Here is a 26,084-nt window from a genome sequence, read left to right on the forward strand (position 1 = left end):
GTTCCGTCTGAAGAATGCAGCGATTAGGTAAAACGGCCGCGAGTTTAGCACGCCCGGGCACCGGCCTAGGCTAAACTGCGCAGCATTGCCTAGGAGCCCGAATATGCAAAACCCGCAGAACCTGATCTGGATCGACCTGGAAATGACCGGTCTGGATCCGGAAAACGACGTCATCATCGAAATGGCCACCATCGTCACCGACAGTGACCTGAACACCCTGGCCGAAGGCCCGGTGATCGCCATTCACCACAGTGACGAAGTGCTCGCCCGCATGGACGAGTGGAACACCCGCACCCACGGCAACTCGGGCCTGACCCAGCGCGTGCGTGACAGCCGTATCAGCATGGCCGAGGCCGAGGCCGAAACCATCGCTTTCCTGGAAAAGTGGGTGCCAAAAGGCAAGTCGCCGATCTGCGGCAACAGCATCTGCCAGGATCGTCGCTTCCTTTATACCCACATGAAGGCACTGGAAAGCTACTTCCACTACCGCAACCTCGACGTGTCGACGCTCAAAGAGCTGGCCGCACGCTGGGCACCGGACGTGCGCGACAGCTTCAAGAAGGGCAGCACTCACCTGGCGCTGGACGACATCCGCGAGTCGATCGCCGAGCTGCAGCACTACCGCAAGCATTTCATCAAGTTCTGATTGAGGGGTGTCTGCCCTGACGTCTTCGCGAGCAAGCCCGCTCCCACCATTTGGAATGCGTTCCCCCTGTGGGAGCGGGCTTGCTCGCGAAGAGGGCGTCAGAGTCCCGTAAGATTCAAGTCAGAAATGCATCCCGGAGCGCGCCCCCTTCTGGTGCGGCGCTGAAATGGCTAGACTGCGCGCCTTCCTGCCAGGACCGCCGCCATGTTGCTGATGCTCTATCTGATCGCCATTACCGCTGAAGCCATGACCGGCGCGCTGTCTGCCGGGCGGCGCGGCATGGACTGGTTCGGGGTGGTGTTGATCGCCTGCGTCACGGCATTGGGCGGCGGTTCGGTACGTGACGTGTTGCTCGGGCACTATCCGCTGACGTGGGTCAAGCACCCGGAATACCTGGTGCTGACCTCGGCCGCCGCGATGCTCACTGTGTTCACCGCACGCTGGATGCGTCACCTGCGCTCATTGTTTCTGGTGCTCGATGCGGTCGGCCTGGTGGCGTTCACCCTGATCGGCTGCATGACCGCTCTGGAAATGGGCCACGGCATGCTGGTGGCCTCGGTCAGCGGTGTGATCACCGGCGTCTTCGGCGGCATCCTGCGTGACATCTTCTGCAACGACATCCCGCTGATCTTCCGCCGCGAACTGTACGCCAGCGTCTCGTTCGCCGCCGCGTGGTGCTACATGCTCTGCCTGTACCTGAATGTGCCGAGCGAACAGGCGATTCTGATTACCTTGTTCGGCGGTTTTCTGTTGCGGTTGCTGGCAATCCGTTTCCACTGGGAAATGCCCAAGTTCGTTTATAACGACGCACCTTGACCTCACGCTGGCGGGCGAGTGGAAATATTCTGTCGGGAATGTTGAATAGATGCCGCGCCTCTAAATAGGGTAAAAAATAAAGCCTAAAAGGGGTATTTTGTCCTGAAATACCCTATTTAAGTCTTTTTACCTCATTTAGACGGCTGCCTGAATCATGCACTCACTCACCCCGGAATTTCTTGACGCCTTGCGCTTCGACGGTCTTCAGATTGCGACGCTTCGTGCATTGGGAGAGTTTCGGGGTAAGCAACAACTGTTCGTTGCTCAATCGCCGCAGGTCCTCCAAGGGCTTACGCAGATAGCCGTAATCGAATCCACGGAGTCATCTAACCGACTGGAGGGTGTAACTGTCGCGCCAGCGCGGCTGAAGTCACTGATGAGCAAAAACACTGATCCCAAGAGCCGATCCGAACAGGAAATTGCTGGCTATCGGGACGCACTGTCACTCATCCATGAATCTGCCGATGGGATGCCATTTTCCGAAGGTGTTCTTAGACAATTACACAGTCTTCTTTACCGCTATCTACCTCAGGATGGTGGTGAATGGAAGGCGATGAACAACGACATCATCGAGCGTCATGCCGATGGTTCATCGCGGATTCGCTTCCAACCTGTTCCTGCTCATATGACCCCTATTGCGGTGACTGAAACCCTGGGGCATTACCACCGGGCGCTGGCATTGAATCTGGCTGACCCTTTGGTTTTAGTGCCGCTTACGGTCCTCGACTTCCTTTGCATACACCCCTTCTCTGACGGAAATGGTCGCGTCGCTCGTCTGCTGACATTGCTGCTGCTCTATCAATTTGATTACCGAGTCGGGCGATTTATCAGTCTTGAACGGATATTCGAGGAGTCAAAGGAGGGCTATTACGCAACACTCGAACTGAGTTCTCAGGGATGGCACGAGGGCACGCATGATGTTCGGCCATGGATGGATTATTTTTGGGGGGCATTGCTTAGAGCGTACAAAGAGTTCGAAGAGCGAGTGGGTACGATTGAGAAGCGTCGAGGGGGTAAAAGCGACCGAATCAGAGACGAAGCCTTGAAGCGAGTCCTCCCTTTTTCCATCTCGGAAATTGAAGAGTCCTGTCCGGGAGTCAGTCGCGATACAGTGCGCCTGGTTTTACGATCACTGAAAGCAGAAGGGCTGATTGAGCCGACAGGTAAGGGGCGCACAGCCAAGTGGAGAAAGCCGGCATAGCCTCAAGTACGGCGTTCAGCGTGCTGTTTCAGCGCCCACTCAACATGTTCACGCACCAGCTCTGATGGGTAGTCACGGCGCGCCTTCAAGGCCTCCAGCACCGGAATGCTCGACGGCGCGTTGCCCAGCCCGACCGCCAGATTGCGTAGCCAGCGCTCGTAACCGGCACGGCGCAGCGGTGAGCCTTCGGTGCTGCTGAGAAATTTATCCTCGTCCCACAGAAACAGTTCCGCCAGTTCGGCGTTGTCCAGGTTGTGCCGTGGCTTGAAATCGCTTTCCCCGGATGGCTTGGCGAAGCGGTTCCACGGGCAGACGATCTGGCAGTCGTCGCAGCCGAACACGCGGTTGCCGATCAGCGGGCGCAGGTCTTCGGGGATGGCGTTTTTCAGTTCGATGGTCAGGTAGGAGATGCAGCGTCGGGCGTCCAGCACATACGGGCCGACGAAGGCGTTGGTCGGGCAGATGTCCAGGCACGCCGTGCAGCGCCCGCAATGTTCGCTGCTGTGCGGTTCGTCCACCGGCAGCGGCAGATCGACGAACAGTTCGCTCAAGAAGAAATAGCTGCCGGCCTTGCGGTTCAGCACCAGGGTATTTTTGCCGATCCAGCCCAGCCCGGCCTGCTCGGCGATGGCTTTTTCCAGCACCGGGGCGCTGTCGACGAAAGCGCGAAAACCGAACGGGCCGATCTCCGATTGAATCCTGTCGGCCAATTGCTGCACACGTTTACGGATCAATTTGTGGTAATCGCGGCCCAAGGCATAACGCGAAACGTAGGCTTTCTCCGGTTGGGCGAGCATTTGCGCCATTTGCGTGTCGCCGGGCAGGTAGTCCATGCGCAGCGAAACCACGCGTAACGTACCCGGAACCAGTTGCTCCGGATGCGAGCGTTTGCTGCCGTGGGCGCCCATGTAATCCATTTCGCCGTGGTAGCCGGCGGCGAGCCAGCGCTCCAGGTGCTGCTCATGCTCGGCCAGGTCCAGACCGCTGATGCCGACTTGCTGGAAGCCCAGCTCGCGGCCCCAATCCTTGATCGATTGGGCGAGGGCGGGCAGATCTGTGGTGATGGCGGACATGAGGCGAGAGAAACCGGAGCTGAGGTGCGTATAATTCTGCCAGACATCGGAGCCCGAAGACGCATGCCGCACACGAAAGATCAATTACCCGACGCGCTGTATGGCGCCGCACAGGTGCGAGCACTCGATGCGCGGCTGATCGCTGCGGGCACGCCGGGCTTCGAATTGATGCAGCGCGCCGCGCACGCGACCTGGCGTGCATTGGTGCGGCAATGGCCGTCGGCGAGCGAAATGACTGTGCTTGCCGGGCATGGCAACAACGCCGGTGATGGTTTTCTGATCGCCACACTGGCGCACCGGGCCGGGTGGGCGGTGCGGGTGCTGGCCGTCGGTGATCCGCAACGTTTGCAGGGCGATGCAGCACAGGCTTACGCGCAGGCCATCAACGATGGCGTCGCCGTGCAGGGTTGGACTTCGCAAAGCGAGCTGCGCGGGGTGATTGTCGATGCCTTGCTCGGCACCGGGCTGGCCGGCGATGTCCGTGAGCCGTATGCCGCTGCGATCAAGGCGATCAATGCCAGTGGCCTGCCGGTGGTGGCGGTGGATATTCCTTCCGGGCTGTCTGCCGATACTGGACATGTCCTCGGCATTGCGGTTCACGCTGACCTTACCGTGACTTTCATCGGCTTGAAGCTCGGCCTGTTCACCGGGGATGCGGCGGATCAGGTCGGGGCGTTGGTGTTTAACGATCTACAAGCCGCCGCCGACATCTACCGTGACATTCCTGTCAGCGCTCTGCGTCTCTCGGCGGCTAATCTTCCACGATTGGCCCCGCGTGCGCCCGCGGCACACAAAGGGCGCTTCGGGCATTTGCTGCTGATCGGTGGCGATCAGGGTTTTGGCGGGGCGATTCTGCTCAGTAGCGAAACGGCCTTGCGCAGCGGCGCGGGCATGGTGTCGCTGGCAACCCGTGCGGAACATGTCCCGGCAGCGCTGACGCGGATGCCGGAAGTCATGGTGCTCGGCACGTCGTCGGCCAATCAGTTGATGGGGCTGCTGGAAAAGGTTTCGGTGCTGGTGGTTGGTCCGGGACTCGGACAGGCGAGTTGGGGGCGGGCACTGTTGTCCGCTGCCGCCAATGCGCCGCTGCCACAGGTTTGGGACGCCGACGCATTGAATCTGCTGGCGAGCGGATTTGTCAGTCTGCCCAAGGAATGCGTGATCACCCCGCATCCGGGCGAGGCGGCACGCCTGCTGGGTGTGAGTACCGCTGAGGTGCAGGCAGATCGCCCGGCCGCCGCGCGGGCGTTGAGCAAAAAATACTCGGCCGTCGTCGTGCTCAAAGGCGCCGGCAGCCTGATCGCCCACCCCGATGGGCGTCTGGCGCTGTGTCATCAAGGCCATCCGGCCATGGCCACCGCCGGCCTGGGCGACGTACTCGCCGGCTTGACTGGCGCGTTGTTGGCCCAAGGCATGGATGGCTTCGATGCCGCGTGCCTGGCAGTCTGGCTGCACGCCAATGCCGGCGCGCAACAAGGTAAATTCGGCCGTGGACTGGCGGCCAGTGATCTGATTCCAGTCATTCGTCAGTTGTTGGAGGAGCATGCACCGTGTCTGAAGTAACCCTGTACCTGGCCGATGAACAGGCCATGAGCGACTTTGGCGCACGGATCGCCCGCGTTACCCAGGGTCACGGCCTGATTTTCCTGGAAGGCAATCTGGGCATGGGCAAAACCACCCTGTCGCGGGGCATCATTCGTGGGCTGGGGCACGTTGGCGCGGTAAAAAGTCCGACCTTCACCCTGGTCGAACCCTACGAGATCGGCGACGTGCGCGCCTTCCACTTCGACCTGTATCGCCTGGTCGATCCGGAGGAGCTGGAGTTCCTCGGCATCCGCGACTATTTCGAAGACGACGCACTGTGCCTGATCGAGTGGCCCGATAAAGGTGCAGGCTTTTTGCCAAAGCCTGACCTGACCATTACCATTAGCCCGCAAGACAGCGGGCGTTCGCTGAAAATTTTATCCCAGGGCTCGCGTGGCGAGGCCTGGTGTGCCGCTTTGGCATTGGAATCCAATTAAATGATGGGGTTAGGTATGCGCTTTCGCGCGTTGGTGGCTGCCGTTGGACTGATGTTGATGGCAGTAACCGTCAACGCTGTGGCCGAGACAAAGGTCAACAGCGTGCGCCTGTGGCGGGCGCCGGACAACACGCGACTGGTCTTCGACCTGAGCGGTCCGGTGCAGCACAGCGTCTTCACCCTGACCGCACCGGATCGGCTGGTGATCGACATCAATGGCGCCACCCTGGGGGCGCCGTTAAAGGTCTCGACTGCTAACACGCCGATCACCGCGATGCGCTCGGCCCAGCGCACGCCGACCGATCTGCGAGTGGTCATCGACCTGAAAAAAGCCGTCACCCCGAAAAGTTTCTCGCTGGCGCCGAACGCGCAATATGGCAACCGTCTGGTGGTCGACCTGTTCGACAACCCGGCCGATGCCGCGCCGCCGCCTGCGCCAACGCCATCGGTCGCCACCGTGCCGGCAGTGCCTGTGACACCGTCTGAACCGGCGATCAAGTTGCCACCGGCCCCGGCCGGCAAGCGCGACATCATTGTGGTGATCGACGCCGGTCACGGCGGCGAAGACCCGGGTGCGTCCGGCTCGCGCGGCCAGCGTGAGAAAGACGTGGTGCTGCAGATCGCCCGCGAGCTGCAGCGTCAGGTCAACGGCATGAAAGGTTTCCGCGCCGAGCTGACCCGTACCGGTGACTACTTCATCCCGTTGCGCGGCCGTACCGAAATTGCCCGCAAGAAGGGCGCTGACCTGTTCGTTTCGATCCACGCCGACGCTGCGCCGTCTGCGGCAGCCTTCGGTGCCTCGGTGTTTGCCCTGTCTGATCGCGGCGCGACATCGGAAACCGCCCGTTGGCTGGCCGACAGCGAAAACCGTTCCGACCTGATCGGTGGTGCCGGCAACGTCAGCCTCGACGACAAGGACCGCATGCTCGCCGGCGTACTGCTTGACCTGTCGATGACCGCTTCGCTGACCTCCAGCCTCAACGTCGGCCAGAAAGTCCTGACCAACATCGGCCGCGTGACCCCGCTGCACAAACAGCGCGTGGAGCAGGCCGGATTCATGGTGCTGAAGTCGCCGGACATCCCGTCGATCCTCGTCGAAACCGGATTTATCTCCAACGCCAACGAGGCGAACAAGCTCTCGGCATCGAGCCACCAGCAGGCGCTGGCGCGTTCGATCAGCAGCGGCGTGCGCCAGTTCTTCCAGCAGAATCCGCCACCGGGCACCTATATTGCCTGGCTGCGTGATTCCGGCAAGATCGCCCAAGGCCCGCGCGATCACCGCGTGAGCCCGGGCGAGACGCTGGCGATGATCGCCGTGCGTTATCAGGTGTCCCCCGCGACGCTGCGCAGTGCCAACAACCTCAGTAGCGATGAGCTGAAGATCGGCCAGCACCTGACCATTCCCGGCACCGAACTGGCGTCCAAAGAATGAATCAGGTGTTGAACGCCGCACGCATCGAACTGCTCAGCCCGCGGCTGGCGAACCAGATCGCCGCCGGCGAGGTGGTCGAGCGCCCGGCTTCGGTGATCAAGGAGTTGCTGGAAAACAGTCTCGACTCCGGTGCCAAGCGCATCGATGTCGATGTCGAGCAGGGTGGCGTCAAGCTGCTGCGGGTGCGTGACGATGGCAGCGGCATTTCCGCCGATGACCTGCCGCTGGCCCTGGCCCGTCACGCCACCAGCAAGATTCGCAATCTTGAAGACCTGGAGCAGGTGATGAGCCTGGGCTTCCGTGGTGAGGCGCTGGCGTCGATCAGCTCCGTGGCGCGCCTGACCCTGACCTCGCGCACACGCGATGCTGATCAGGCCTGGCAGGTTGAAACCGAAGGTCGCGACATGGCGCCTCGGGTGCAGCCGGCGGCGCATCCGGTCGGTACCTCGGTGGAAGTGCGCGACCTGTTTTTCAATACGCCGGCGCGGCGCAAGTTTCTCAAGACCGAAAAAACCGAATTCGATCACCTGCAAGAAGTGATCAAGCGTCTGGCGCTGGCGCGTTTCGACGTGGCCTTCCATCTGCGCCACAACGGCAAGACCATCCTCAGCCTGCACGAGGCCCACGATGATGCAGCCCGCGCTCGGCGTGTGGCGGCGATCTGTGGTTCGGGCTTCCTCGAGCAGGCGCTGCCGATCGAGATCGAGCGCAATGGCCTGCACTTGTGGGGCTGGGTCGGGTTGCCGACCTTCAACCGCAGCCAGGCGGACTTGCAGTATTTCTTCGTAAACGGCCGTGCGGTGCGCGACAAACTGGTGGCCCACGCGGTGCGTCAGGCTTATCGCGATGTGCTGTTCAACGGTCGTCATCCGACTTTTGTGCTGTTTTTCGAAGTCGATCCGGCGGCGGTGGACGTCAATGTGCACCCGACCAAGCACGAAGTGCGCTTCCGTGACGGGCGCATGGTGCATGACTTCCTTTACGGCACGTTGCACCGCGCGTTGGGCGATGTGCGTCCGGAAGATCAGTTGGCCGGCTCTGTCACCACCGCTGTGGTCCGTCCAAGCGGCATCGAGGCCGGCGAGTTCGGCCCACAGGGCGAAATGCGTCTGGCGGCCAACGCGCTGCTGGAACAGCCGCAGGCGCAACCGGCGTTCAATACTTCGTCGGGCGCCAGCGCTGGCGGCGCTTATCAATATCAGTACACGCCGCGTCCGCAGTCGGCTGTGCCGGCCGCCGAGGCACAAGCTGCTTACCGCGAGTTCTTCGCACCGTTGCCGGAAGCGAATGCCAACGCGCTGCCAGCCGGCCAGGAAGACATTCCGCCGCTCGGTTACGCGCTGGCGCAGCTCAAGGGCATCTACATTCTCTCCGAGAATGCTCAGGGTTTGGTGCTGGTGGACATGCATGCCGCGCACGAGCGGATCATGTACGAACGCCTGAAAATCGCCATGGCCAGCGAAGGTCTCAGCGGTCAGCCGCTGTTGGTGCCGGAGTCGCTGGCGGTCAGTCAGCGAGAGGCCGATTGCGCTGAAGAACACGCTGCATGGTTCCAGAAACTGGGCTTCGAGCTGCAGCGTCTGGGCCCGGAAACATTGGCAATCCGCCAGATTCCGGCGCTGCTCAAGCAGGCCGAGGCCAATCGTCTGGTGGGTGACGTGCTGTCGGACCTGATGGAATACGGCACCAGCGACCGGATTCAGGCGCACCTGAACGAACTGCTCGGGACCATGGCCTGCCACGGCGCGATCCGTGCCAACCGGCGCCTGGCCCTGCCGGAAATGAACGGCCTGCTGCGCGACATGGAAAACACCGAACGCAGCGGTCAATGCAACCATGGCCGACCGACCTGGACCCAACTGGGCCTGGACGATCTGGACAAACTGTTCCTGCGCGGTCGTTGATGAGCCAGCTTCCTCCAGCGATTTTTCTGATGGGCCCGACCGCTGCGGGCAAGACCGACCTGGCCATAGAGCTGACCAAGGTGCTGCCGTGCGAGCTGATCAGCGTCGACTCGGCGCTGGTCTATCGCGGCATGGACATCGGCACCGCCAAACCTTCCAAAGAATTGCTGGCCGAGTTTCCGCACCGGTTGATCGACATTCTTGATCCGGCCGAGGCCTATTCGGCTGCGGATTTCCGCCGCGATGCCCTGCAAGCCATGGCTGAAATCACCGCACGCGGGAAAATTCCGCTGCTGGTTGGCGGCACCATGCTCTATTACAAGGCGTTGGTTGATGGCTTGGCCGACATGCCGGCGGCGGATCCCGAGGTCCGTGCGCAGATCGAAGAAGAGGCTGCACGCCTTGGCTGGCAAGCCTTGCATGATCAACTGGCGAGCATCGATCCGGTATCGGCGGCACGCATTCATCCGAACGATCCGCAGCGCCTGAGTCGGGCGCTGGAGGTTTATCGGGTCAGCGGTCAGAGCATGACTGCCCTGCGTCAGCAACAATCTGCGCAAAGTACTGAAGCAGCCGCTTCGGGACGGCAACAATTGCCCTATACTGTCGCGAACTTGGCCATTGCTCCGGCAAATCGCCAGGTACTGCATGAGCGCATTAAACAAAGATTCACAAATATGCTGGAACAGGGGTTCATCGACGAGGTCGTAGCCCTGCGTAAAAGAAGTGACCTGCATTCCGGGTTGCCGTCTATACGTGCGGTAGGCTACCGCCAAGTCTGGGACTACCTGGATGGCAAGCTGTCGTTAGCTGAAATGCAGGAACGCGGCATCATTGCCACGCGTCAATTGGCCAAGCGCCAGTTCACCTGGCTGCGCAGCTGGGAAGAACTGCACTGGCTGGACAGTCTTGATTGCGACAATCTGCCACGCGCCTTGAAATACCTTGGGACCATCTCCATATTGAGCTGAGTCCTTGCAATTGCCGTCTATCCTTGGGGGTGTGGCGGCCAAAGCCATCTGAATTACCTATTTTTATTATTGAATCCTTAAAGGAGTGCGGCACATGTCAAAAGGGCATTCGCTACAAGACCCTTACTTGAATACTTTACGTAAAGAGAAAGTTGGGGTTTCCATCTACCTGGTCAACGGTATCAAACTGCAAGGCACGATCGAGTCGTTCGACCAGTTCGTTATCCTGCTGAAAAACACCGTCAGCCAGATGGTTTACAAACACGCTATCTCGACAGTCGTGCCAGTACGTCCAATTCGTCTGCCTAGCGCAACCGAATCCGATGCGGGTGACGCTGAGCCAGGTAACGCCTGATAGGAGTCTCCTTTGTTCTTTGAGCGCCACGGTGGTGGTGAGCGAGTCATTCTCGTTCACTTGGAAGGTCAGGACCCTGAGGCGCGCGAAGATCCGCAGGAGTTTCAGGAATTGGCTAATTCGGCGGGCGCCGAGACCGTTGCGTTTTTTAACGTACCGCGTCATCGGCCAACCGCCAAATTCCTGATTGGCAGCGGCAAGGTCGAGGAATTACGCGACCTGGTCCATGCCGAAAAGGCCGATCTGGTGATTTTCAATCACATCCTCACGCCCAGTCAGGAACGTAACCTCGAACGTGTTTTCGAGTGTCGCGTGATCGACCGTACCGGCCTGATTCTCGATATCTTCGCTCAGCGCGCCCGTACCCATGAAGGCAAGCTCCAGGTAGAACTGGCCCAGCTTGATCACATGAGCACCCGCCTGGTTCGCGGCTGGACTCACCTTGAGCGTCAGGGTGGCGGTATCGGCATGCGTGGCCCGGGTGAAACCCAGCTCGAAACCGACCGGCGTCTGCTGCGGGTTCGTCTGCGTCAGATCAAGGGTCGTCTGGAAAAAGTGCGCAGCCAGCGCGAGCAATCGCGACGCGGCCGCTCCCGTGCGGATATCCCTACCGTTTCTCTGGTGGGCTACACCAACGCCGGCAAATCCACGCTGTTCAATAACGTGACCAAGTCCGAGGTGTACGCGGCCGACCAATTGTTCGCCACGCTGGACCCGACCCTGCGCCGTCTGGAACTGGACGACCTGGGGCCGATCGTTCTGGCGGACACGGTAGGTTTCATTCGGCACTTGCCGCACAAGCTGGTCGAGGCATTTCGGTCTACGCTCGAAGAGTCGAGCAATTCCGACCTGCTGTTGCACGTGATCGATGCGGCCGAACCGGATCGCATGTTGCAGATCGAGCAGGTGATGGTGGTACTGGGCGAGATCGGAGCCCAGGACTTGCCGATCCTCGAGGTATACAACAAACTCGATTTGCTTGAAGGCGTTGAGCCTCAGATCCAGCGCGATGCCGATGGCAAACCGCAGCGGGTCTGGCTGTCGGCGCGCGATGGCACGGGGCTGGAATTGCTTGAGCAAGCCATTGCCGAGTTGCTGGGCAGTGATTTGTTTGTGGGGACATTGCGCTTGCCGCAACGGTTCGCTCGACTGCGTGCGCAGTTCTTCGAACTTGGTGCGGTACAGAAAGAAGAGCATGACGAAGAAGGCATCTGCCTGCTGGCCGTTCGTTTGCCCCGTGTCGAGTTGAATCGACTGGTAAGCCGCGAAGGATTGCAGCCGATGGAATTCATCGAGCAACACACTTTGCAATAAAAGCCTGGCAAAGCGGTTGTGCCGCAACGGCAGGCATTCTGTAGCATTGGTCGGCGCGCCGTGGGTGCGTCTTTGCTTTATCAGATGGAGAGCGCTATGGCTTGGAATGAGCCGGGTGGCAACTCGAATAATCAGGATCCTTGGGGTGGCAAGCGCCGCAATAACGGCGACCGCAAGGGGCCACCGGATCTCGACGAGGCCTTCCGAAAGCTGCAGGAAAGCCTGAACGGGTTGTTCGGTGGTGGTAAGAAACGCGGTGGTGATGACGGCGGTGGTTCGGGCAGGAGTGGTGGCGGCTTTGGCGGTCTGCTCGGCATCGGCCTTGTCGTGCTGGCGGCTGTCTGGCTGTACAGCGCGGTCTATGTGGTCGACGAGCAGGAGCAAGCCGTGGTGCTGCGCTTCGGCAAGTACTACGAGACCGTCGGCCCCGGCCTGAACATCTACTTCCCGCCGATCGACAAGAAGTACATGGAAAACGTCACGCGTGAGCGTGCCTACACCAAGCAGGGCCAGATGCTGACTGAAGACGAGAACATCGTCGAAGTGCCGCTGACCGTGCAGTACAAGATCAGCAACCTGCAGGACTTCGTGCTGAACGTTGATCAGCCGGAAATCAGTCTGCAGCATGCGACCGACAGCGCCCTGCGCCACGTGGTGGGTTCGACCGCCATGGATCAGGTGCTGACCGAAGGTCGTGAATTGATGGCCAGCGAAATCAAGGAGCGTCTGCAACGTTTCCTCGATACCTATCGCACCGGTATCACCGTCACCCAGGTCAACGTACAGAGCGCAGCGGCACCGCGTGAAGTGCAGGAAGCCTTCGACGACGTGATCCGCGCCCGTGAAGACGAGCAGCGTTCGCGCAACCAGGCGGAAACCTACGCCAACGGCGTCGTGCCGGAAGCCCGTGGTCAGGCCCAGCGTATCCTCGAGGATGCCAACGGTTACCGCGACGAAACGGTCTCGCGCGCCAAGGGTGAGGCGGATCGCTTTACCAAACTGGTCGCCGAGTATCGCAAGGCCCCTGAAGTCACCCGCCAGCGTCTGTACCTGGACACCATGCAGGAAGTCTTCAGCAATACCAGCAAGGTACTCGTGACCGGCAACAAAAACGGCCAGAGCAACCTGCTTTACCTGCCGTTGGACAAAATGATCCAGAACAGTTCGGGCAGCAATGCACCGGTCACCGGTTCTGCCGCCGCCAGCAACAACACGGACGTCGCGCCGCATGTCACTGACCTGCCGCAGACACGTACAAGGGAGACCCGCTGATGAGCAATAAATCGCTGATCGCCCTGATCGTTGGCGTTGTCGTGGTGCTGGTGGGCTGGAACTGCTTCTATATCGTGGCTCAGACCGAGCGCGCGGTGCTGCTGCAATTCGGTCGTGTGGTTCAGGCCGATGTCCAGCCGGGCCTGCATGTGAAAGTGCCTTACGTTAACCAGGTGCGTAAATTCGACGCACGTCTGATGACGCTGGATGCACCGACACAGCGCTTCCTGACCCTGGAAAAGAAAGCCGTGATGGTCGATGCCTACGCCAAGTGGCGGGTGAAAGATGCCGAGCGCTTCTACACCGCGACTTCCGGCCTCAAGCAGATCGCCGACGAGCGTCTGTCCCGTCGTCTGGAATCCGGTCTGCGTGACCAGTTCGGCAAGCGCACCCTGCACGAAGTGGTGTCGGGTGAGCGTGATGCGCTGATGGCTGACATCACCGCGTCGCTGAACAAGATGGCGGAAAAAGAGCTGGGTATCGAAGTCGTCGATGTCCGGGTCAAGGCCATCGATCTGCCGAAAGAAGTGAACCGCAGCGTGTTCGAACGTATGAGCACCGAGCGTGAGCGTGAAGCTCGCGAGCACCGCGCCAAGGGTAACGAGCTGGCCGAAGGCATCCGTGCCGACGCCGATCGTCAACGCCGCGTGCTGCTGGCTGAAGCCTATCGTGAGTCCGAAGAGATTCGCGGTGATGGCGATGCCCAGGCCGCTGCGATCTACTCCAAGGCCTACGGCCAGGATCAGGAGTTCTACGGTTTCTACCGTAGCCTGCGTGCCTACCGTGAAAGCTTCGCGAACAAATCCGACGTCATGGTTCTCGACCCAAGCAGCGACTTCTTCCGTTACCTGGAAAAGTCCAAGCCTTGATACGACGTTGACCTGAATCATTCCGCCCGGCGGCTAAAACCTCGGGCGGGGTGATCCTTTGGGAAAACGTGTGTATGATGCGGCAGCCGGGAAATTCCCGGCTTTTTTGCGTCTGCACGTTTGATTGCTGTTTTTTGTTGCAGGCATCGGGTTGAATGGCCCGAGCGTTTTTCGAGGAAAGTGATGGGCGAAGCCGGTAACAGGCCTTTCGCCGCGTCGTTCATGCGCGTGCGTTTTGAACGGATCGGTCATTTTCTGCTTCACTCAAGGCTCGCCCGCAGGCTGGCCGCCCGGATCAAAGGGGAATGGCGTAATGGCAACGGTAGACCGCTGGCTGCTGCCAGATGGCATCGAAGAAGTACTGCCACCGGAAGCGGCGCGCATTGAAGTCGCGCGTCGTCAGGTGTTGGATCTGTTCCAGAGCTGGGGTTACGAGTTTGTCGTGACTCCCCATATCGAGTACCTGGAATCCCTGCTGACCGGTGCGGGCCAGGACCTGGATCTGCGTACCTTCAAGGTCATCGACCCGCAATCGGGTCGGCAGATGGGGTTCCGTGCCGACATCACGCCGCAAGTGGCGCGGATCGATGCGCACACCCTGCGTCGCGAAGGTCCGAGCCGTCTGTGCTACGCCGGCAGCGTGCTGCATGCCCAGCCGCGTGCACTGTCGTCCTCGCGCAGCCCGATCCAGTTGGGTGCCGAGCTGTACGGCGATGCCAGCCCGAGCAGCGACGTTGAAGTGATCAGCCTGATGCTGGCCATGCTGCAACTGGCCGATGTGCCGGATGTACACATGGACCTTGGCCATGTCGGCATCTACCGTGGTCTGGCGCGTGCCGCCGGTCTGTCCGGTGAAGTCGAGCAGCAGTTGTTCGATGCGTTGCAACGCAAGGCCATCGACGAGGTCATTACCTTGACCGAAGGCCTGCCGGCCGATCTGTCCCGCATGCTGCGGGCGCTGGTCGATCTGTGTGGCGGACGTGAAGTACTGAGTGCGGCCCGTGAGCGTCTGGCCAATGCACCGCCGCCGGTGCTGGCGGCGCTGGAAGATTTGCTGGAGATCGCCGATCGTCTGGCGACGCGTTTCCCGGAGTTGCCGCTGTACTTCGACCTGGGCGAGCTGCGCGGCTACCACTACCACACCGGTGTGGTGTTCGCGGTGTTTGTCCCGGGCGTGGGCCAGTCCATCGCTCAGGGCGGTCGCTACGACGACATCGGCGCCGACTTCGGTCGTGCCCGTCCGGCGACCGGCTTCTCTACCGATTTGAAAACCCTGGTGACCCTGGGGCGTGCTGAGATCGAGCTACCGTCTGGCGGTATCTGGATGCCTGACAGTACGGATGCGGCACTCTGGCAGCAGGTTTGCCAGTTGCGCAGTGAGGGTCAGCGTGTCGTTCAGGCATTGCCTGGACAACCTTTGGCCGCCGCCCGTGATGCGGACTGCGACCGGCAATTGATTCAGCAGAACGGGCTTTGGCAAGTATCGCCACTGGCTTCTTGAGTTTTCCTGCCGGCCATCGCCGGCACCAAGTTTGCGCGAATGAGGACAAGTGTTATGGGTAAGAATGTCGTAGTCCTGGGCACCCAATGGGGTGATGAGGGCAAAGGCAAGATCGTTGATCTGCTGACCGAACATGCTGCCGCCGTAGTGCGCTACCAAGGTGGCCACAACGCTGGCCACACCCTGGTGATCGACGGCGAGAAAACCGTCTTGCACCTGATCCCGTCGGGCGTGCTGCGCGAAGGCGTGCAGTGCCTGATCGGCAACGGCGTGGTGGTTGCACCTGACGCCCTGCTGCGTGAGATCACCAAGCTGGAAGAGAAAGGCGTACCGGTGCGCGAGCGCCTGCGTATCAGCCCGTCCTGCCCGCTGATCCTGTCCTTCCACGTGGCGCTGGACCAGGCCCGTGAAAAAGCCCGTGGCGAGCTGAAGATCGGTACCACCGGTCGCGGCATCGGCCCGGCTTACGAAGACAAGGTTGCCCGTCGTGGCCTGCGCGTGGGCGACCTGCTGAACATGCCGCGCTTCGAAGACAAGCTGCGTGAACTGGTGGATTACCACAACTTCATGCTGGTCGGTTACTACAAAGAGCCGGCCATCGAGTTCGAAAAGACCTTGGCCGAGTGCAAGGAATACGCCGAGCTGCTCAAGCCGCTGATGCTCGACGTGACTGCCGAGCTGCACGACCTGCGTCGCGCCGGCAAAGACATCATGTTCGAAGGCGCTCAGGGTTCGTTGCTCGACATCGACCACGGTACCTACCCGTACGTGACCAGTTCCAACACCACCGCAGGTGGCGTGGCGACCGGTTCGGGCGTTGGCCCGATGTTCCTCGACTACATCCTGGGCATCACCAAGGCTTACACCACTCGCGTCGGTTCGGGTCCATTCCCGACTGAGCTGTTCGACGACGTGGGTGCGCACCTGGCCAAGCAAGGTCACGAGTTCGGCGCTACCACCGGCCGTGCCCGTCGTTGCGGCTGGTTCGACGCCGTCATCCTGCGTCGCGCTATCGATGTGAACAGCATCTCGGGCATCTGCCTGACCAAGCTGGACGTACTCGATGGTCTGGAAACCATCAACATCTGCACCGGCTACAAGGACGCGCAAGGCAATGCCGTGGCGCCGACTGACGCTGACAGCTACGTGGGCCTGCAGCCTGTGTACGAAGAAGTGCCGGGCTGGACCGAATCGACCGTGGGTGCCAAAACCCTGGAAGAGCTGCCAGCTAACGCTCGTGCCTACATCAAACGCGTTGAAGAGTTGATCGGCGCGCCGATCGACATTATTTCGACGGGCCCGGATCGCAACGAAACCATCGTGCTGCGTCATCCGTTCGCTTGATAAGTCGTTGATGTAAAAAACAAAGGCCCCTTAATCGGGGCCTTTGTCGTTTATGCCTGTTGGACGGCATGACCTTTGCTGTAAATCTTCCTACAAGAGTGCCATCAAATTAATGGCGTCAGAAGTAGAGGGATTCACAGTGTCGGCCGTTCTCTCACTGTTACAAAGCCGTTTGTTGCGGCCCGTGTTCGTTACCCTTGGTATCGCCCTTTTGGTGCAAGTGCTGGTGGCAGTCGCCCTGACACGAAGCACGGTCACGGCGCTGGAAGCCGATCTCGGCACTCGTCTGGGCGCTGACAGCCAAAAGCTCTCCAGCGAGCTGGAGCAGGCCGGGCGTGAAGTCACCTCAAGCCTCGATAACCTTTCCTCCAGTACCCGGCAGCGTCTGACCGCCGGCCTGTCCGCGCGTCTGAAGGACGAGCAGGCGCAACTGCGTACGACACTGGAAAAAGATCTCAAGGACTCGGCCAATGACATGGCTCAGTTGCTCGCCTCGGTGGCGCCGCGCGCCATGTGGGACAGCGACGTGCCGACCCTGTCCGAATTTGCTCGTCGCGCCCAGCGCAATCCCAACGTGTTGTTCGTGGTTTACGACGATGCCACCGGTCAACACCTGACGCGTTACCTCAACCGCGAAAATCCGATCAACAAGGCCTTGCTGGAAAAAGGCCAGGGCGAGCGCGCGCTGGACAAGGTGCTGGACGCGGCGAAAAACGATCCGTCGGTCTACTACCTCGAGGCCTCGATCAATCCCAACGGCGTGGAAATCGGCAAGGTGCTGATGGGCGTATCGACGGCTTCGGTGGACACCGATCTGGCGGCGCTCGACCAGCGCTTCTCGGCGCTGATCGCCAGCAGCGATCAACTGGTCGGCGATAGCCTCAAGGGTGCCGCTGCCGATAGCGCGACGGCAATGCAGGCGCGCCTGCAGTCGGCGCAATCCACCGCGACCGAGATGAAAGCCAATACCAGCAGCACCGTGCAGGAAGCCGCCGCGACCTTGCGCTGGCGCATCGGCATGGGCCTGGCACTCGTCGGTTGCGGCGTGCTGCTGTTGCTGGCGGTGGTGCTGGGGCACCGGGTGGTCAATCGCTTGAAGATGCTCAATGCGGCGATGGACGATCTGGCGGCAGGCGAGGGCGATCTGACCAAGCGCGTGCAGATCCACAGCAAGGACGAGATCGGCGACATGGCCTCGGCGGTCAATCGCTTTGTGGATAAGTTGCAGCCGATCGTGCGCGAGGCGGGCGACGTGGCCCAGCGGACCGGAGTGGAAATCGGCGCCATGACCCTGCGCAATGCCGGTGCCGACGCAGCGGCCGGGATGCAGCGTGACGAAGTGGCGGAAAGCCTGCGCGCGCTGTCGCAAATGGCTGATGAGGCGCAGTCGGAAAGCCATGCCATGCAGGCGGCGTTGAAGCAGGTGGTGGATATTCGTCAGGCCACCGATGAAAACACTCGTACCTCGGCGAAAGTCGGCAGCCTGATCGAGGCGCTGGCAGGGCAGGTTGATACCGGGGCGAAAGTCATCGAGCGACTGGCGCAGCAGAGCGAACAGATTGAAGTGGTGCTGACGGTGATTCACGGCATAGCCGAGCAGACCAACCTGCTGGCCCTGAATGCGGCGATCGAAGCGGCGCGGGCCGGTGAGACGGGACGCGGTTTTGCCGTGGTCGCGGACGAGGTGCGCGCCTTGGCGAGCAAGACGCAAAGCTCGACCGGTGACATTCAGGCGCACATCGTCGCGTTGCAGCAGGGCGCGCGTGAAGCGGTAGAAGCGATCGGCCAGGCGGGGCGTCAGGCCAGCGAAGGTTTGCTGGTGTTACGCGACAGCGCACGGTTGCAGCAGTCAGTGCAGGCCTCGGTCGAGCAGGTGCATGCGGCGATCGGTCTGGCAACGCAGGCAGCGGCGCATCAGGCGCAGGGCGCGCAGGCAGTGCGTGGGCGGGTCGAAACGATTCATGCCCAGGCCGAGAAAGCGGCGCAGGCGGTGGTGGAAACCACGGCCAGTGGCAAGGTGCTGGATGGGCTGGCGGCGCAGTTGAAAGCCAGCCTGGGGCAGTTCAGGGCTTAAAGGTGTCCGGGCGGACCTCTTCGCGAGCAAGCCCGCTCCCACATTCGATCGCATTCCCAGGTGGGAGCTCGGTCAAACTGTGGGAGCGGGCTTGCTCGCGAAGGCGATTTCAGCGGCTCAGATACATCCGCGTCGTCAGCAGATACACCGGCAACCCCGACACCACAATCAACAACGCCGCATAAGGCGCTGCCGCCGCGAACTCGACATTTGCCGTATGCGCCCAGACCTCGGTCGCCAGCGTGTTCAGCCCGGTCGGACTGAGCAGCAGCGTCGCCGTCAATTCCTTCATCGCATCCAGAAACACCAGCGCAAACGCCGCACCCAGTGCCGGGAAGATGATCGGCAGGGTCACCCGGCAAAACGCGGTGAATGACGATGCCCCCAACGTGCGTGCCGCTTCCTCCAGCTGCGGCGCAGCCTTGTTCAGTGCCGTGCGAATCGGCGCCTGTGCCAATGGCAGGAACAGCAGCGCATAAGCGATCAGCAGCAACGCCGAGGTCTGGTACAGCGCCGGCACGTAGTGCAGGGCGAAATACACCAGCGTCAGCGCGATTACCAGGCCCGGCAAGGCGTGGAGCAGATACGGCAAGCGTTCGGCCCAGATCGCCAGTTGGCCCTTGTAACGCACCACCAGCAGCCCGACCGGCACCGCCAGCAGCAGGCACAGCGCCGCGCCACCCAGCGACAAGGCCAGCGACGACAGCAGGGCCTCAGTGATCGCCGCGACCGGGAAGGCTGCCGATGAGCCGACCGCCAGCCAGTACGCCAGCATGCCCAACGGAATCCCGCTGCCGACGATCGCCAGCAACAGGCAATACAACTGACCGGCAACCGCCCACGGCCCCAACCGCACTTGCTCGGCCTGACGCGCTGCACCCTGGCCGGTGCGCACATGGCGCCCTTTACCGCGCACCCGCAGCTCCAGCCACAGCAGCATCAGACACAGCGCGAGCAGCACCGCCGAAAGCATCGCTGCATTGGCGTTGCTGAATTCCAGTTCGAATTGCTGATAGATCGCGGTGGTGAAGGTTTGCAGGCCGATGATCGACAGCGCGCCGAACTCGACCAGCATGTGCAGGGCAATCAGCAGCGAACCGGCCAGCAGCGACGGCCAGAGCAGCGGCAGGGTGACGCGGAAGAACACGCCCCAGCGATTCTGTCCCAAGGTGCGGGCGGATTCTTCAAGGGACGGATCGAGGTTGCGCAGGGTCGCCGCGACCGGCAGAAAGATCAGCGGATACTTCGACAGGCTCATCACCAGAATCGCCCCGCCGAGGCCTTCGAACTGCGCGCTCAACGATACCCAGGTGAAGCTGCTGACAAACGCCGGCACCGCAAACGGCAGGCACAGAATCACCCCCCACAGGCGTCGTCCCGGCAGATTGCTGCGCTCCAGCAGCCACGCCAGTGACAGGCCGATCACGCCGCAAGTCAGCGTTACGCCGACCATCAACGCCAGGGTGTTGCGCAGCAGACCGAATACGTAAGGGCGCCACAACAGGTGCAGCGCTTCGGCCCAGCCGGCCTGCCAGGCTTTCAGGCCGACATAGGCCAGTGGCAACAGGCTCATGACCACCAGCAATAACACCGGCAGCACCAGCCAGATCGACGGTCGTTTGCGCCGTGGCACGTAACCCCCGCGCGCGGCGGGGGCGGATAACGATGTGGCCATCAGTTCAGGCCAACTTCACGTTCCAGGTCCAAGGCTTCTTCGGCGTTGCCCAGATCGGCCGGGGTCACGTTTGGCGCTTGCAGTTCGCTGAACGGCTTGAGCCCGCGATCCGATTCCATACCTTTGTGCAGCGGGTATTCGGCGGTGGTCTGAGTGATCACGCGCTGGCCTTCCTCACTGGCCATGTAGGCAAGGAATTGCTGGGCTTCTTTTGGATGTTTGCTGGATTTCAGCACGGCAGCACTGGATACGGTGATCAGTCCGCCGACGTCGCCGCCGGTGAAGTAATGCAGTTTCGAGTCGAGTTTGCCTTTCTCACGCTGCAGGGCGAACCAGTAGTAGTTGTTCACCAGCACTGTGGCGACTTCGCCGTTTTCCACGGCTTTGAGGGCGACCATGTTGTTGCTGTAGGTTTTACCGAAAGCGCGCAGCCCGGTCAGCCATTCCTCAGCGGCGTCGCGACCGTGCATCTTGATGATCGCCACGGCTTGTTCCTGGAATGCGCCGCTGGTCGGGACGAATCCGACTTTGCCTTGCCACTTCGGATCGGAGAATTCCATCACCGACTTCGGCAGGTCTTTCTCATCGACCAGTTTCGGGTTGTAGGCAACCACGCGAACCCGCGCGGTGACACCGATCCAGGTGCCGTTGCCAGCGACGTATTGCTTGGGCAGCACGGCCAGCGTGGCGTCGTCAGTCTTGGCCAGCAGACCTTGTTCGCCGAGGTTGTTCAGTGGGGGAGATTCTTCGGTGTAGATCACGTCGGCGGGGGAGCGGTCGCCTTCTTCGATGACCTGGCTGGCGAGCTGGTTGCTGCTGCCCTTGCGTACGTTGACGTGAATGCCGGTCTTGGCCTCGAAAGCCTTGGCGATCGCATCGCCGACTTCCTTGTGTTGACCGTTGTAGAGCGTCAGGGAAACCGCATCGGCTGCCTGGGTGAGGGGAGTGGCGAGTGCCAGGCCGAGCAGGGTGAAGGTCAAGCCGCGGCGCAGGGTATTTCGAAACATCATTCGCAGGGTTCCTCACTGTCGCATTGCAAAAACTTGCAACAATGATAAACGATATTGTTTCTCAAGTGCGCCTTGCGAGGAGGGCGGAGGTTTGCTAGAGCATGATCTGGTGATCATTTGTGGCGAGGGAGCTTGCTCCCGCTCGGCTGCATAGCAGTCGTTAATCCTGAGAGAGGGCATGACTGATGTAAAAGCGAGGAATGCTGCGCATCCCAGCGGGAGCAAGCTCCCTCGCCACAGAGGCTTGCAGGTTTTCAAACGCCAGAAACACAAAAACCCGCTTTCGCGGGTTTTTTGGGAAACTCAACGTCGTAACCTTGAGTTTGAATTGGTGCCCAGAAGAAGACTCGAACTTCCACGACCGTAAGGTCACCAGCACCTGAAGCTGGCGTGTCTACCAATTTCACCATCTGGGCATTCATCGCGAGCGTTGCCGCTGTTGATGTGGCGCACTATACGGAGCGCTTTTTGATCTGTAAACCCCTGATTTAATTTTAATTAATCAGTTTTAACAAACCCGTTCCTTAGAATGCAAAAAACCCGCTTTCGCGGGTTTTGTGTGAGCCTTGAAACTGATCTAGTCTCAAACTCGAAATTGGTGCCCAGGAGAAGACTCGAACTTCCACGACCGTAAGGTCACCAGCACCTGAAGCTGGCGTGTCTACCAATTTCACCACCTGGGCATCTCGTCAACGTGTGTACGTCGTCGATGGCGCGCACTATACGGAGCGCCTTTTTAACTGTAAACCCCTGTCAGCAAAAAAAATGAATTTTTTTACCAGCGGTGTTCAAAAGGGCTTTCAGGCGTCGATACAAGGCTCCAGAAGGGCCTTATATAGTCGGAAATTTCCCGTTTGATGGCGCCTATGCCAAACTAACCCGCATATAGACAAGGTGAAAACTCTCTAATGGCCGATTGGCAGTCCCTCGATCCCGAGGCCGCTCGTGAAGCGGAAAAATATGAAAACCCTATTCCCAGCCGCGAACTGATCCTGGCGCATCTCGCCGATCGGGGTTCGCCTGCTGCCCGCGAGCAACTGGTCGAAGAGTTTGGTCTGACCACAGAAGACCAGATCGAAGCCCTGCGCCGCCGCCTGCGTGCCATGGAGCGCGACGCTCAATTGATCTACACCCGCCGTGGCACCTATGCGCCGGTGGACAAGCTCGACCTGATCCTCGGCCGCATTAGCGGTCACCGTGACGGTTTCGGCTTCCTGGTGCCGGACGACGGCAGCGATGACCTGTTCATGAGCCCGGCGCAGATGCGTCTGGTGTTCGATGGCGACCGTGCGCTGGCCCGTGTTTCCGGTCTCGACCGTCGTGGCCGCCGTGAAGGCGTGATCGTCGAAGTGGTGTCCCGTGCCCACGAAACGATTGTTGGTCGCTACTTCGAAGAGGGCGGTATCGGTTTCGTTGTTGCCGACAATCCGAAGATCCAGCAGGAAGTGCTGGTTACGCCAGGCCGCAACGCCAACGCGCAGATCGGTCAGTTCGTCGAGGTGAAAATCACCCACTGGCCGACGCCGCGCTTCCAGCCGCAAGGCGATGTGGTCGAAGTGGTCGGCAACTACATGGCGCCGGGCATGGAAATCGATGTCGCGCTGCGTACCTACGACATTCCGCACGTCTGGCCTGAAGCGGTGCTCAAAGAAGCCGCCAAGCTCAAGCCGGAAGTCGAAGAGAAAGACAAAGAGAAGCGTGTCGACCTGCGCCATCTGCCGTTCGTCACCATCGACGGCGAAGATGCCCGCGACTTCGACGACGCGGTCTACTGCGAAGCCAAGCCGGGCAAGTTGCGCCTGTTCTCTGGCGGCTGGAAGTTGTACGTGGCGATTGCCGACGTTTCCAGCTACGTGAAGATCGGTTCGGCGCTGGACAACGAAGCCCAGGTACGCGGCAACTCGGTGTATTTCCCCGAGCGCGTGGTGCCGATGCTGCCTGAGCAGCTCTCCAACGGCCTGTGCTCGCTGAACCCGCACGTCGATCGTCTGGCCATGGTTTGCGAGATGACCATCTCCAAGTCCGGCGAAATGACCGACTACTGCTTCTATGAAGCGGTGATCCATTCCCACGCCCGCCTGACCTACAACAAGGTCAGCGCGATGCTGGAAACCCCGAAAGCCACCGAAGCGCGCAAGCTTCGCGGCGAATACACCGACGTGGTGCCGCACCTCAAGCAGCTCTATGCGCTGTACAAAGTGTTGCTGGCTGCCCGTCACGTGCGTGGCGCGATCGATTTCGAAACCCAGGAAACCCGGATCATCTTCGGTTCCGAGCGCAAGATTGCCGAAATCCGTCCGACCACCCGTAACGATGCGCACAAGCTGATCGAGGAATGCATGCTGGCGGCCAACGTGGCCACCGCCGAATTCCTCAAGAAGCACGAAATCCCAGCGCTGTATCGTGTCCACGACGGCCCGCCACCGGAGCGTCTGGAAAAACTGCGCGCGTTCCTCGGCGAGCTCGGCCTGTCCCTGCACAAAGGCAAGGACGGCCCGTCGCCAAAGGACTATCAGGCCCTGTTGGCAAGCATCAAGGATCGTCCGGATTTCCATCTGATCCAGACCGTGATGCTGCGCTCCCTGAGCCAGGCGGTGTACAGCGCCCAGAACGAAGGCCACTTCGGCCTGAATTACGAAGCCTATACCCACTTCACCTCGCCGATCCGTCGTTACCCGGACCTGCTCACGCACCGCGCCATCCGCAGCGTGATCCATTCGAAACAGGACACTCCGCACGTTCGTCGTGCCGGGGCGATGACCATTCCGAAGGCGCGCATCTATCCCTACGACGAAGCGGCGCTGGAGCAACTCGGCGAGCAGTGCTCGATGAGCGAGCGCCGTGCCGACGAAGCCACTCGCGACGTGGTGAACTGGCTCAAGTGCGAGTTCATGAAGGATCGCGTCGGCGAATCGTTCCCGGGTGTGATCACCGCCGTGACCGGTTTTGGCCTGTTCGTCGAGCTGACCGATATCTACGTCGAAGGCCTGGTGCACGTTACCGCGCTGCCGGGCGATTACTACCACTTCGATCCTGTGCATCACCGCCTGGCGGGCGAGCGCACCGGTCGCAGCTTCCGTCTTGGCGATACCGTTGAAGTGCGCGTGATGCGCGTCGACCTCGACGAGCGCAAGATCGACTTCGAGATGGCCGAAAAAACCATCAGCGCGCCGATTGGTCGCAAGAAGCGCGGCAGCGAAAGCACTGCTCCGGCAGCGATCAAGGCTGTGGAAGACAAGGCTCCGGCGAAAACCGCCAGCCGTCGTCCAGCCAAAGAGAAAGCCGTCGAGGCCTATCGCCCGAGCGATGCTGTGGCGAAAAACGCCGAGCTGCGCAAAAGCCGTGAATTGAAGAAGGCCTTGCTGGCCGAAGCCAAAAGCGGTGGTAAAGCGGCGTCTGGGGGAAAGACCGGACGGTCGGCGCCTGAGAAGGCCGTCGGCGGCAAGCCAGCCAAACCGAGCAAACACCGTAAAGGCCCGCCAAAAGCGGGTTCGGCTCCAGCCAAAAGTGGCGGGTCGCGTAAACCGAAGGCGAAGTCATGAGTCAGTTGGAAAAAATCTACGGCGTTCACGCGGTAGAAGCGTTGCTGCGTCACCACCCGAAACGCGTCAAGCAGATCTGGCTGGCCGAAAGCCGCAACGATCCGCGTGTGCAGACCCTGATCGAGCTGGCCAACGAAAATCGTGTGCAGATCGGTCAGGCCGAGCGCCGCGAAATGGACGCCTGGGTTGAAGGCGTACACCAGGGCGTGGTGGCGGACGTCAGTCCGAGCCAGGTCTGGGGCGAGGCGATGCTCGATGAGCTGCTCGACCGTACCGAAGGCGCACCGCTGTTGCTGGTGCTCGACGGCGTGACCGACCCGCACAACCTCGGCGCCTGCCTGCGTTCGGCGGATGCTGCCGGCGCGCTGGCGGTGATCGTGCCCAAGGACAAATCGGCAACCCTGACGCCGGTGGTGCGTAAAGTGGCCTGCGGCGCGGCGGAAGTGATTCCGCTGGTGGCGGTGACCAACCTGGCGCGCACTCTGGAAAAGCTTCAGCAGCGCGGTCTGTGGGTGGTCGGCACGGCGGGTGAGGCCGAGGTCAGCATTTATGACCAGGACCTGACCGGCCCGACCATCCTGATCATGGGCGCCGAAGGCAAAGGCATGCGTCGCCTGACTCGCGAGCACTGCGACTATCTGGTGAACCTGCCGATGGCCGGCAGCGTCAGCAGTCTCAACGTGTCCGTGGCCACCGGTGTGTGCCTGTTCGAAGCACAGCGTCAACGCGGCGCCAAGGCCAAGGCTGCTGCCAAGAAAGCCTGACCTGTTGCAAATCCCCTGTAGGAGTGAGCCTGCTCGCGATAGCGGAGTTACATTCAGCATCAAAGTTGAATGTTGCGCCCTCATCGCGAGCAGGCTCACTCCTACATTGTTTTGTGGTGTGGCCTGTATCCGGTGATTGTTCAAATAATCACCAATTGCCTTGCACCTGCGCAGTCCCTTCTCTACAATTGCGCCCCTTGCTGTGACGGCAGGCACGCATGTGCCCCGCGCCAGCAAGTCCATAAGTGTCATTCACTCCTTGTCTGACCGTTTTTGAGCGGCAGGCTACAACCCGTAAGGA

20 protein-coding genes and 2 tRNA genes are annotated in these 26,084 nt (G+C 60.8%); 17 read left to right on the forward strand and 5 right to left on the reverse strand.

The annotated features are described in order from the left end of the window. The first annotated feature begins 103 nt into the window (after positions 1–103). The 3 genes from orn (at position 104) to VLA07_RS13300 (ending at position 2,663) form a co-directional block, all read left to right on the forward strand. Positions 104–646 (forward strand): oligoribonuclease, encoded by a 543-nt coding sequence (orn, locus tag VLA07_RS13290; protein WP_003221098.1) that lies wholly within the window; start codon positions 104–106, stop codon positions 644–646. A gap of 204 nt (positions 647–850) precedes the next feature. Further along, the gene (locus VLA07_RS13295) at positions 851–1,462 is read left to right on the forward strand and encodes a trimeric intracellular cation channel family protein (RefSeq protein ID WP_003221099.1); all 612 of its coding nucleotides are present in this window, start codon (positions 851–853) and stop codon (positions 1,460–1,462) included. 154 nt (positions 1,463–1,616) lie between these two features. Further along, positions 1,617–2,663, forward strand: a complete 1,047-nt coding sequence (locus tag VLA07_RS13300) for a Fic family protein (RefSeq protein WP_027611410.1) — start codon at positions 1,617–1,619, stop codon at positions 2,661–2,663. A 2-nt stretch (positions 2,664–2,665) separates the two neighbouring features. Here VLA07_RS13300 and queG read toward each other — a convergent pair whose 3' ends face one another. Then, positions 2,666–3,736 carry a tRNA epoxyqueuosine(34) reductase QueG gene (queG, locus tag VLA07_RS13305; RefSeq protein WP_247268685.1) on the reverse strand — a complete coding sequence of 357 codons (1,071 nt, stop codon included), beginning with the start codon at positions 3,734–3,736 and terminating at the stop codon, positions 2,666–2,668. A 63-nt stretch (positions 3,737–3,799) separates the two neighbouring features. On the opposite strand from queG, the gene VLA07_RS13310 reads away from it, so the two are divergent. The 12 genes from VLA07_RS13310 (at position 3,800) to VLA07_RS13365 (ending at position 18,792) form a co-directional block, all read left to right on the forward strand. Then, on the forward strand, positions 3,800–5,299 hold the full coding sequence (locus tag VLA07_RS13310) for an NAD(P)H-hydrate dehydratase (RefSeq protein ID WP_247268686.1): 1,500 nt from the start codon (positions 3,800–3,802) through the stop codon (positions 5,297–5,299). Continuing rightward, entirely contained in the window at positions 5,287–5,757 is a 471-nt protein-coding gene (gene tsaE, locus VLA07_RS13315; protein WP_007967425.1) for a tRNA (adenosine(37)-N6)-threonylcarbamoyltransferase complex ATPase subunit type 1 TsaE, read from the forward strand. Before VLA07_RS13310 ends, tsaE begins: the two co-directional genes overlap by 13 nt. 51 nt (positions 5,758–5,808) lie before the next feature. Then, entirely contained in the window at positions 5,809–7,188 is a 1,380-nt protein-coding gene (locus tag VLA07_RS13320) for an N-acetylmuramoyl-L-alanine amidase (protein WP_371260346.1), read from the forward strand. A gap of 5 nt (positions 7,189–7,193) precedes the next feature. Next, positions 7,194–9,092 (forward strand): DNA mismatch repair endonuclease MutL, encoded by a 1,899-nt coding sequence (gene mutL, locus VLA07_RS13325; RefSeq protein ID WP_333989489.1) that lies wholly within the window; start codon positions 7,194–7,196, stop codon positions 9,090–9,092. After that, positions 9,092–10,063 (forward strand): tRNA (adenosine(37)-N6)-dimethylallyltransferase MiaA, encoded by a 972-nt coding sequence (miaA, locus tag VLA07_RS13330; RefSeq protein WP_096794765.1) that lies wholly within the window; start codon positions 9,092–9,094, stop codon positions 10,061–10,063. Before mutL ends, miaA begins: the two co-directional genes overlap by 1 nt. Positions 10,064–10,157: 94 nt before the next feature. Next, positions 10,158–10,418 (forward strand): RNA chaperone Hfq, encoded by a 261-nt coding sequence (gene hfq / locus VLA07_RS13335; protein ID WP_003221112.1) that lies wholly within the window; start codon positions 10,158–10,160, stop codon positions 10,416–10,418. 12 nt (positions 10,419–10,430) lie between these two features. Beyond that, positions 10,431–11,732, forward strand: a complete 1,302-nt coding sequence (gene hflX, locus VLA07_RS13340; protein ID WP_003221114.1) for a ribosome rescue GTPase HflX — start codon at positions 10,431–10,433, stop codon at positions 11,730–11,732. Between the two features lie 96 nt (positions 11,733–11,828). Then, the gene (gene hflK, locus VLA07_RS13345; protein WP_007967435.1) at positions 11,829–13,004 is read left to right on the forward strand and encodes an FtsH protease activity modulator HflK; all 1,176 of its coding nucleotides are present in this window, start codon (positions 11,829–11,831) and stop codon (positions 13,002–13,004) included. Then, complete coding sequence (hflC, locus tag VLA07_RS13350; RefSeq protein ID WP_027611416.1) at positions 13,004–13,873, forward strand: protease modulator HflC; 870 nt, start codon at positions 13,004–13,006, stop codon at positions 13,871–13,873. The genes hflK and hflC overlap by 1 nt, the downstream gene beginning before the upstream one ends. 313 nt (positions 13,874–14,186) lie before the next feature. After that, positions 14,187–15,374, forward strand: coding sequence for an ATP phosphoribosyltransferase regulatory subunit (locus tag VLA07_RS13355; RefSeq protein ID WP_333989418.1), 1,188 nt, complete (start codon positions 14,187–14,189; stop codon positions 15,372–15,374). Positions 15,375–15,428: 54 nt separating this feature from the next. Continuing rightward, the gene (locus VLA07_RS13360; protein ID WP_003221122.1) at positions 15,429–16,718 is read left to right on the forward strand and encodes an adenylosuccinate synthase; all 1,290 of its coding nucleotides are present in this window, start codon (positions 15,429–15,431) and stop codon (positions 16,716–16,718) included. 139 nt (positions 16,719–16,857) lie between these two features. Further along, positions 16,858–18,792 (forward strand): methyl-accepting chemotaxis protein, encoded by a 1,935-nt coding sequence (locus VLA07_RS13365; RefSeq protein WP_247268687.1) that lies wholly within the window; start codon positions 16,858–16,860, stop codon positions 18,790–18,792. Between the two features lie 109 nt (positions 18,793–18,901). Here VLA07_RS13365 and VLA07_RS13370 read toward each other — a convergent pair whose 3' ends face one another. The 4 genes from VLA07_RS13370 to VLA07_RS13385 form a co-directional block, all read right to left on the reverse strand. Next, positions 18,902–20,467, reverse strand: coding sequence for an ABC transporter permease (locus tag VLA07_RS13370; RefSeq protein ID WP_115985404.1), 1,566 nt, complete (start codon positions 20,465–20,467; stop codon positions 18,902–18,904). Beyond that, entirely contained in the window at positions 20,467–21,477 is a 1,011-nt protein-coding gene (locus VLA07_RS13375; protein WP_003221127.1) for an iron ABC transporter substrate-binding protein, read from the reverse strand. The genes VLA07_RS13370 and VLA07_RS13375 overlap by 1 nt, the downstream gene beginning before the upstream one ends. Positions 21,478–21,806: 329 nt before the next feature. After that, a tRNA-Leu gene (locus VLA07_RS13380) sits at positions 21,807–21,893 on the reverse strand. A gap of 180 nt (positions 21,894–22,073) precedes the next feature. Continuing rightward, a tRNA-Leu gene (locus VLA07_RS13385) sits at positions 22,074–22,160 on the reverse strand. 225 nt (positions 22,161–22,385) lie between these two features. Between VLA07_RS13385 and rnr the strand changes: the two genes are divergently transcribed. Both rnr and rlmB read left to right on the forward strand, forming a co-directional pair. Then, a complete protein-coding gene (rnr, locus tag VLA07_RS13390; RefSeq protein WP_333989420.1) occupies positions 22,386–25,019 on the forward strand; it encodes a ribonuclease R in 2,634 nt (877 codons plus the stop codon). Next, complete coding sequence (gene rlmB, locus VLA07_RS13395; RefSeq protein ID WP_007967448.1) at positions 25,016–25,783, forward strand: 23S rRNA (guanosine(2251)-2'-O)-methyltransferase RlmB; 768 nt, start codon at positions 25,016–25,018, stop codon at positions 25,781–25,783. Before rnr ends, rlmB begins: the two co-directional genes overlap by 4 nt. The last annotated feature ends 301 nt before the right edge of the window (positions 25,784–26,084 follow it).

Origin of the sequence: Pseudomonas sp. S3(2024) (assembly GCF_036861315.1) — a bacterium.
Taxonomy (GTDB): domain Bacteria; phylum Pseudomonadota; class Gammaproteobacteria; order Pseudomonadales; family Pseudomonadaceae; genus Aquipseudomonas; species Aquipseudomonas putida_A.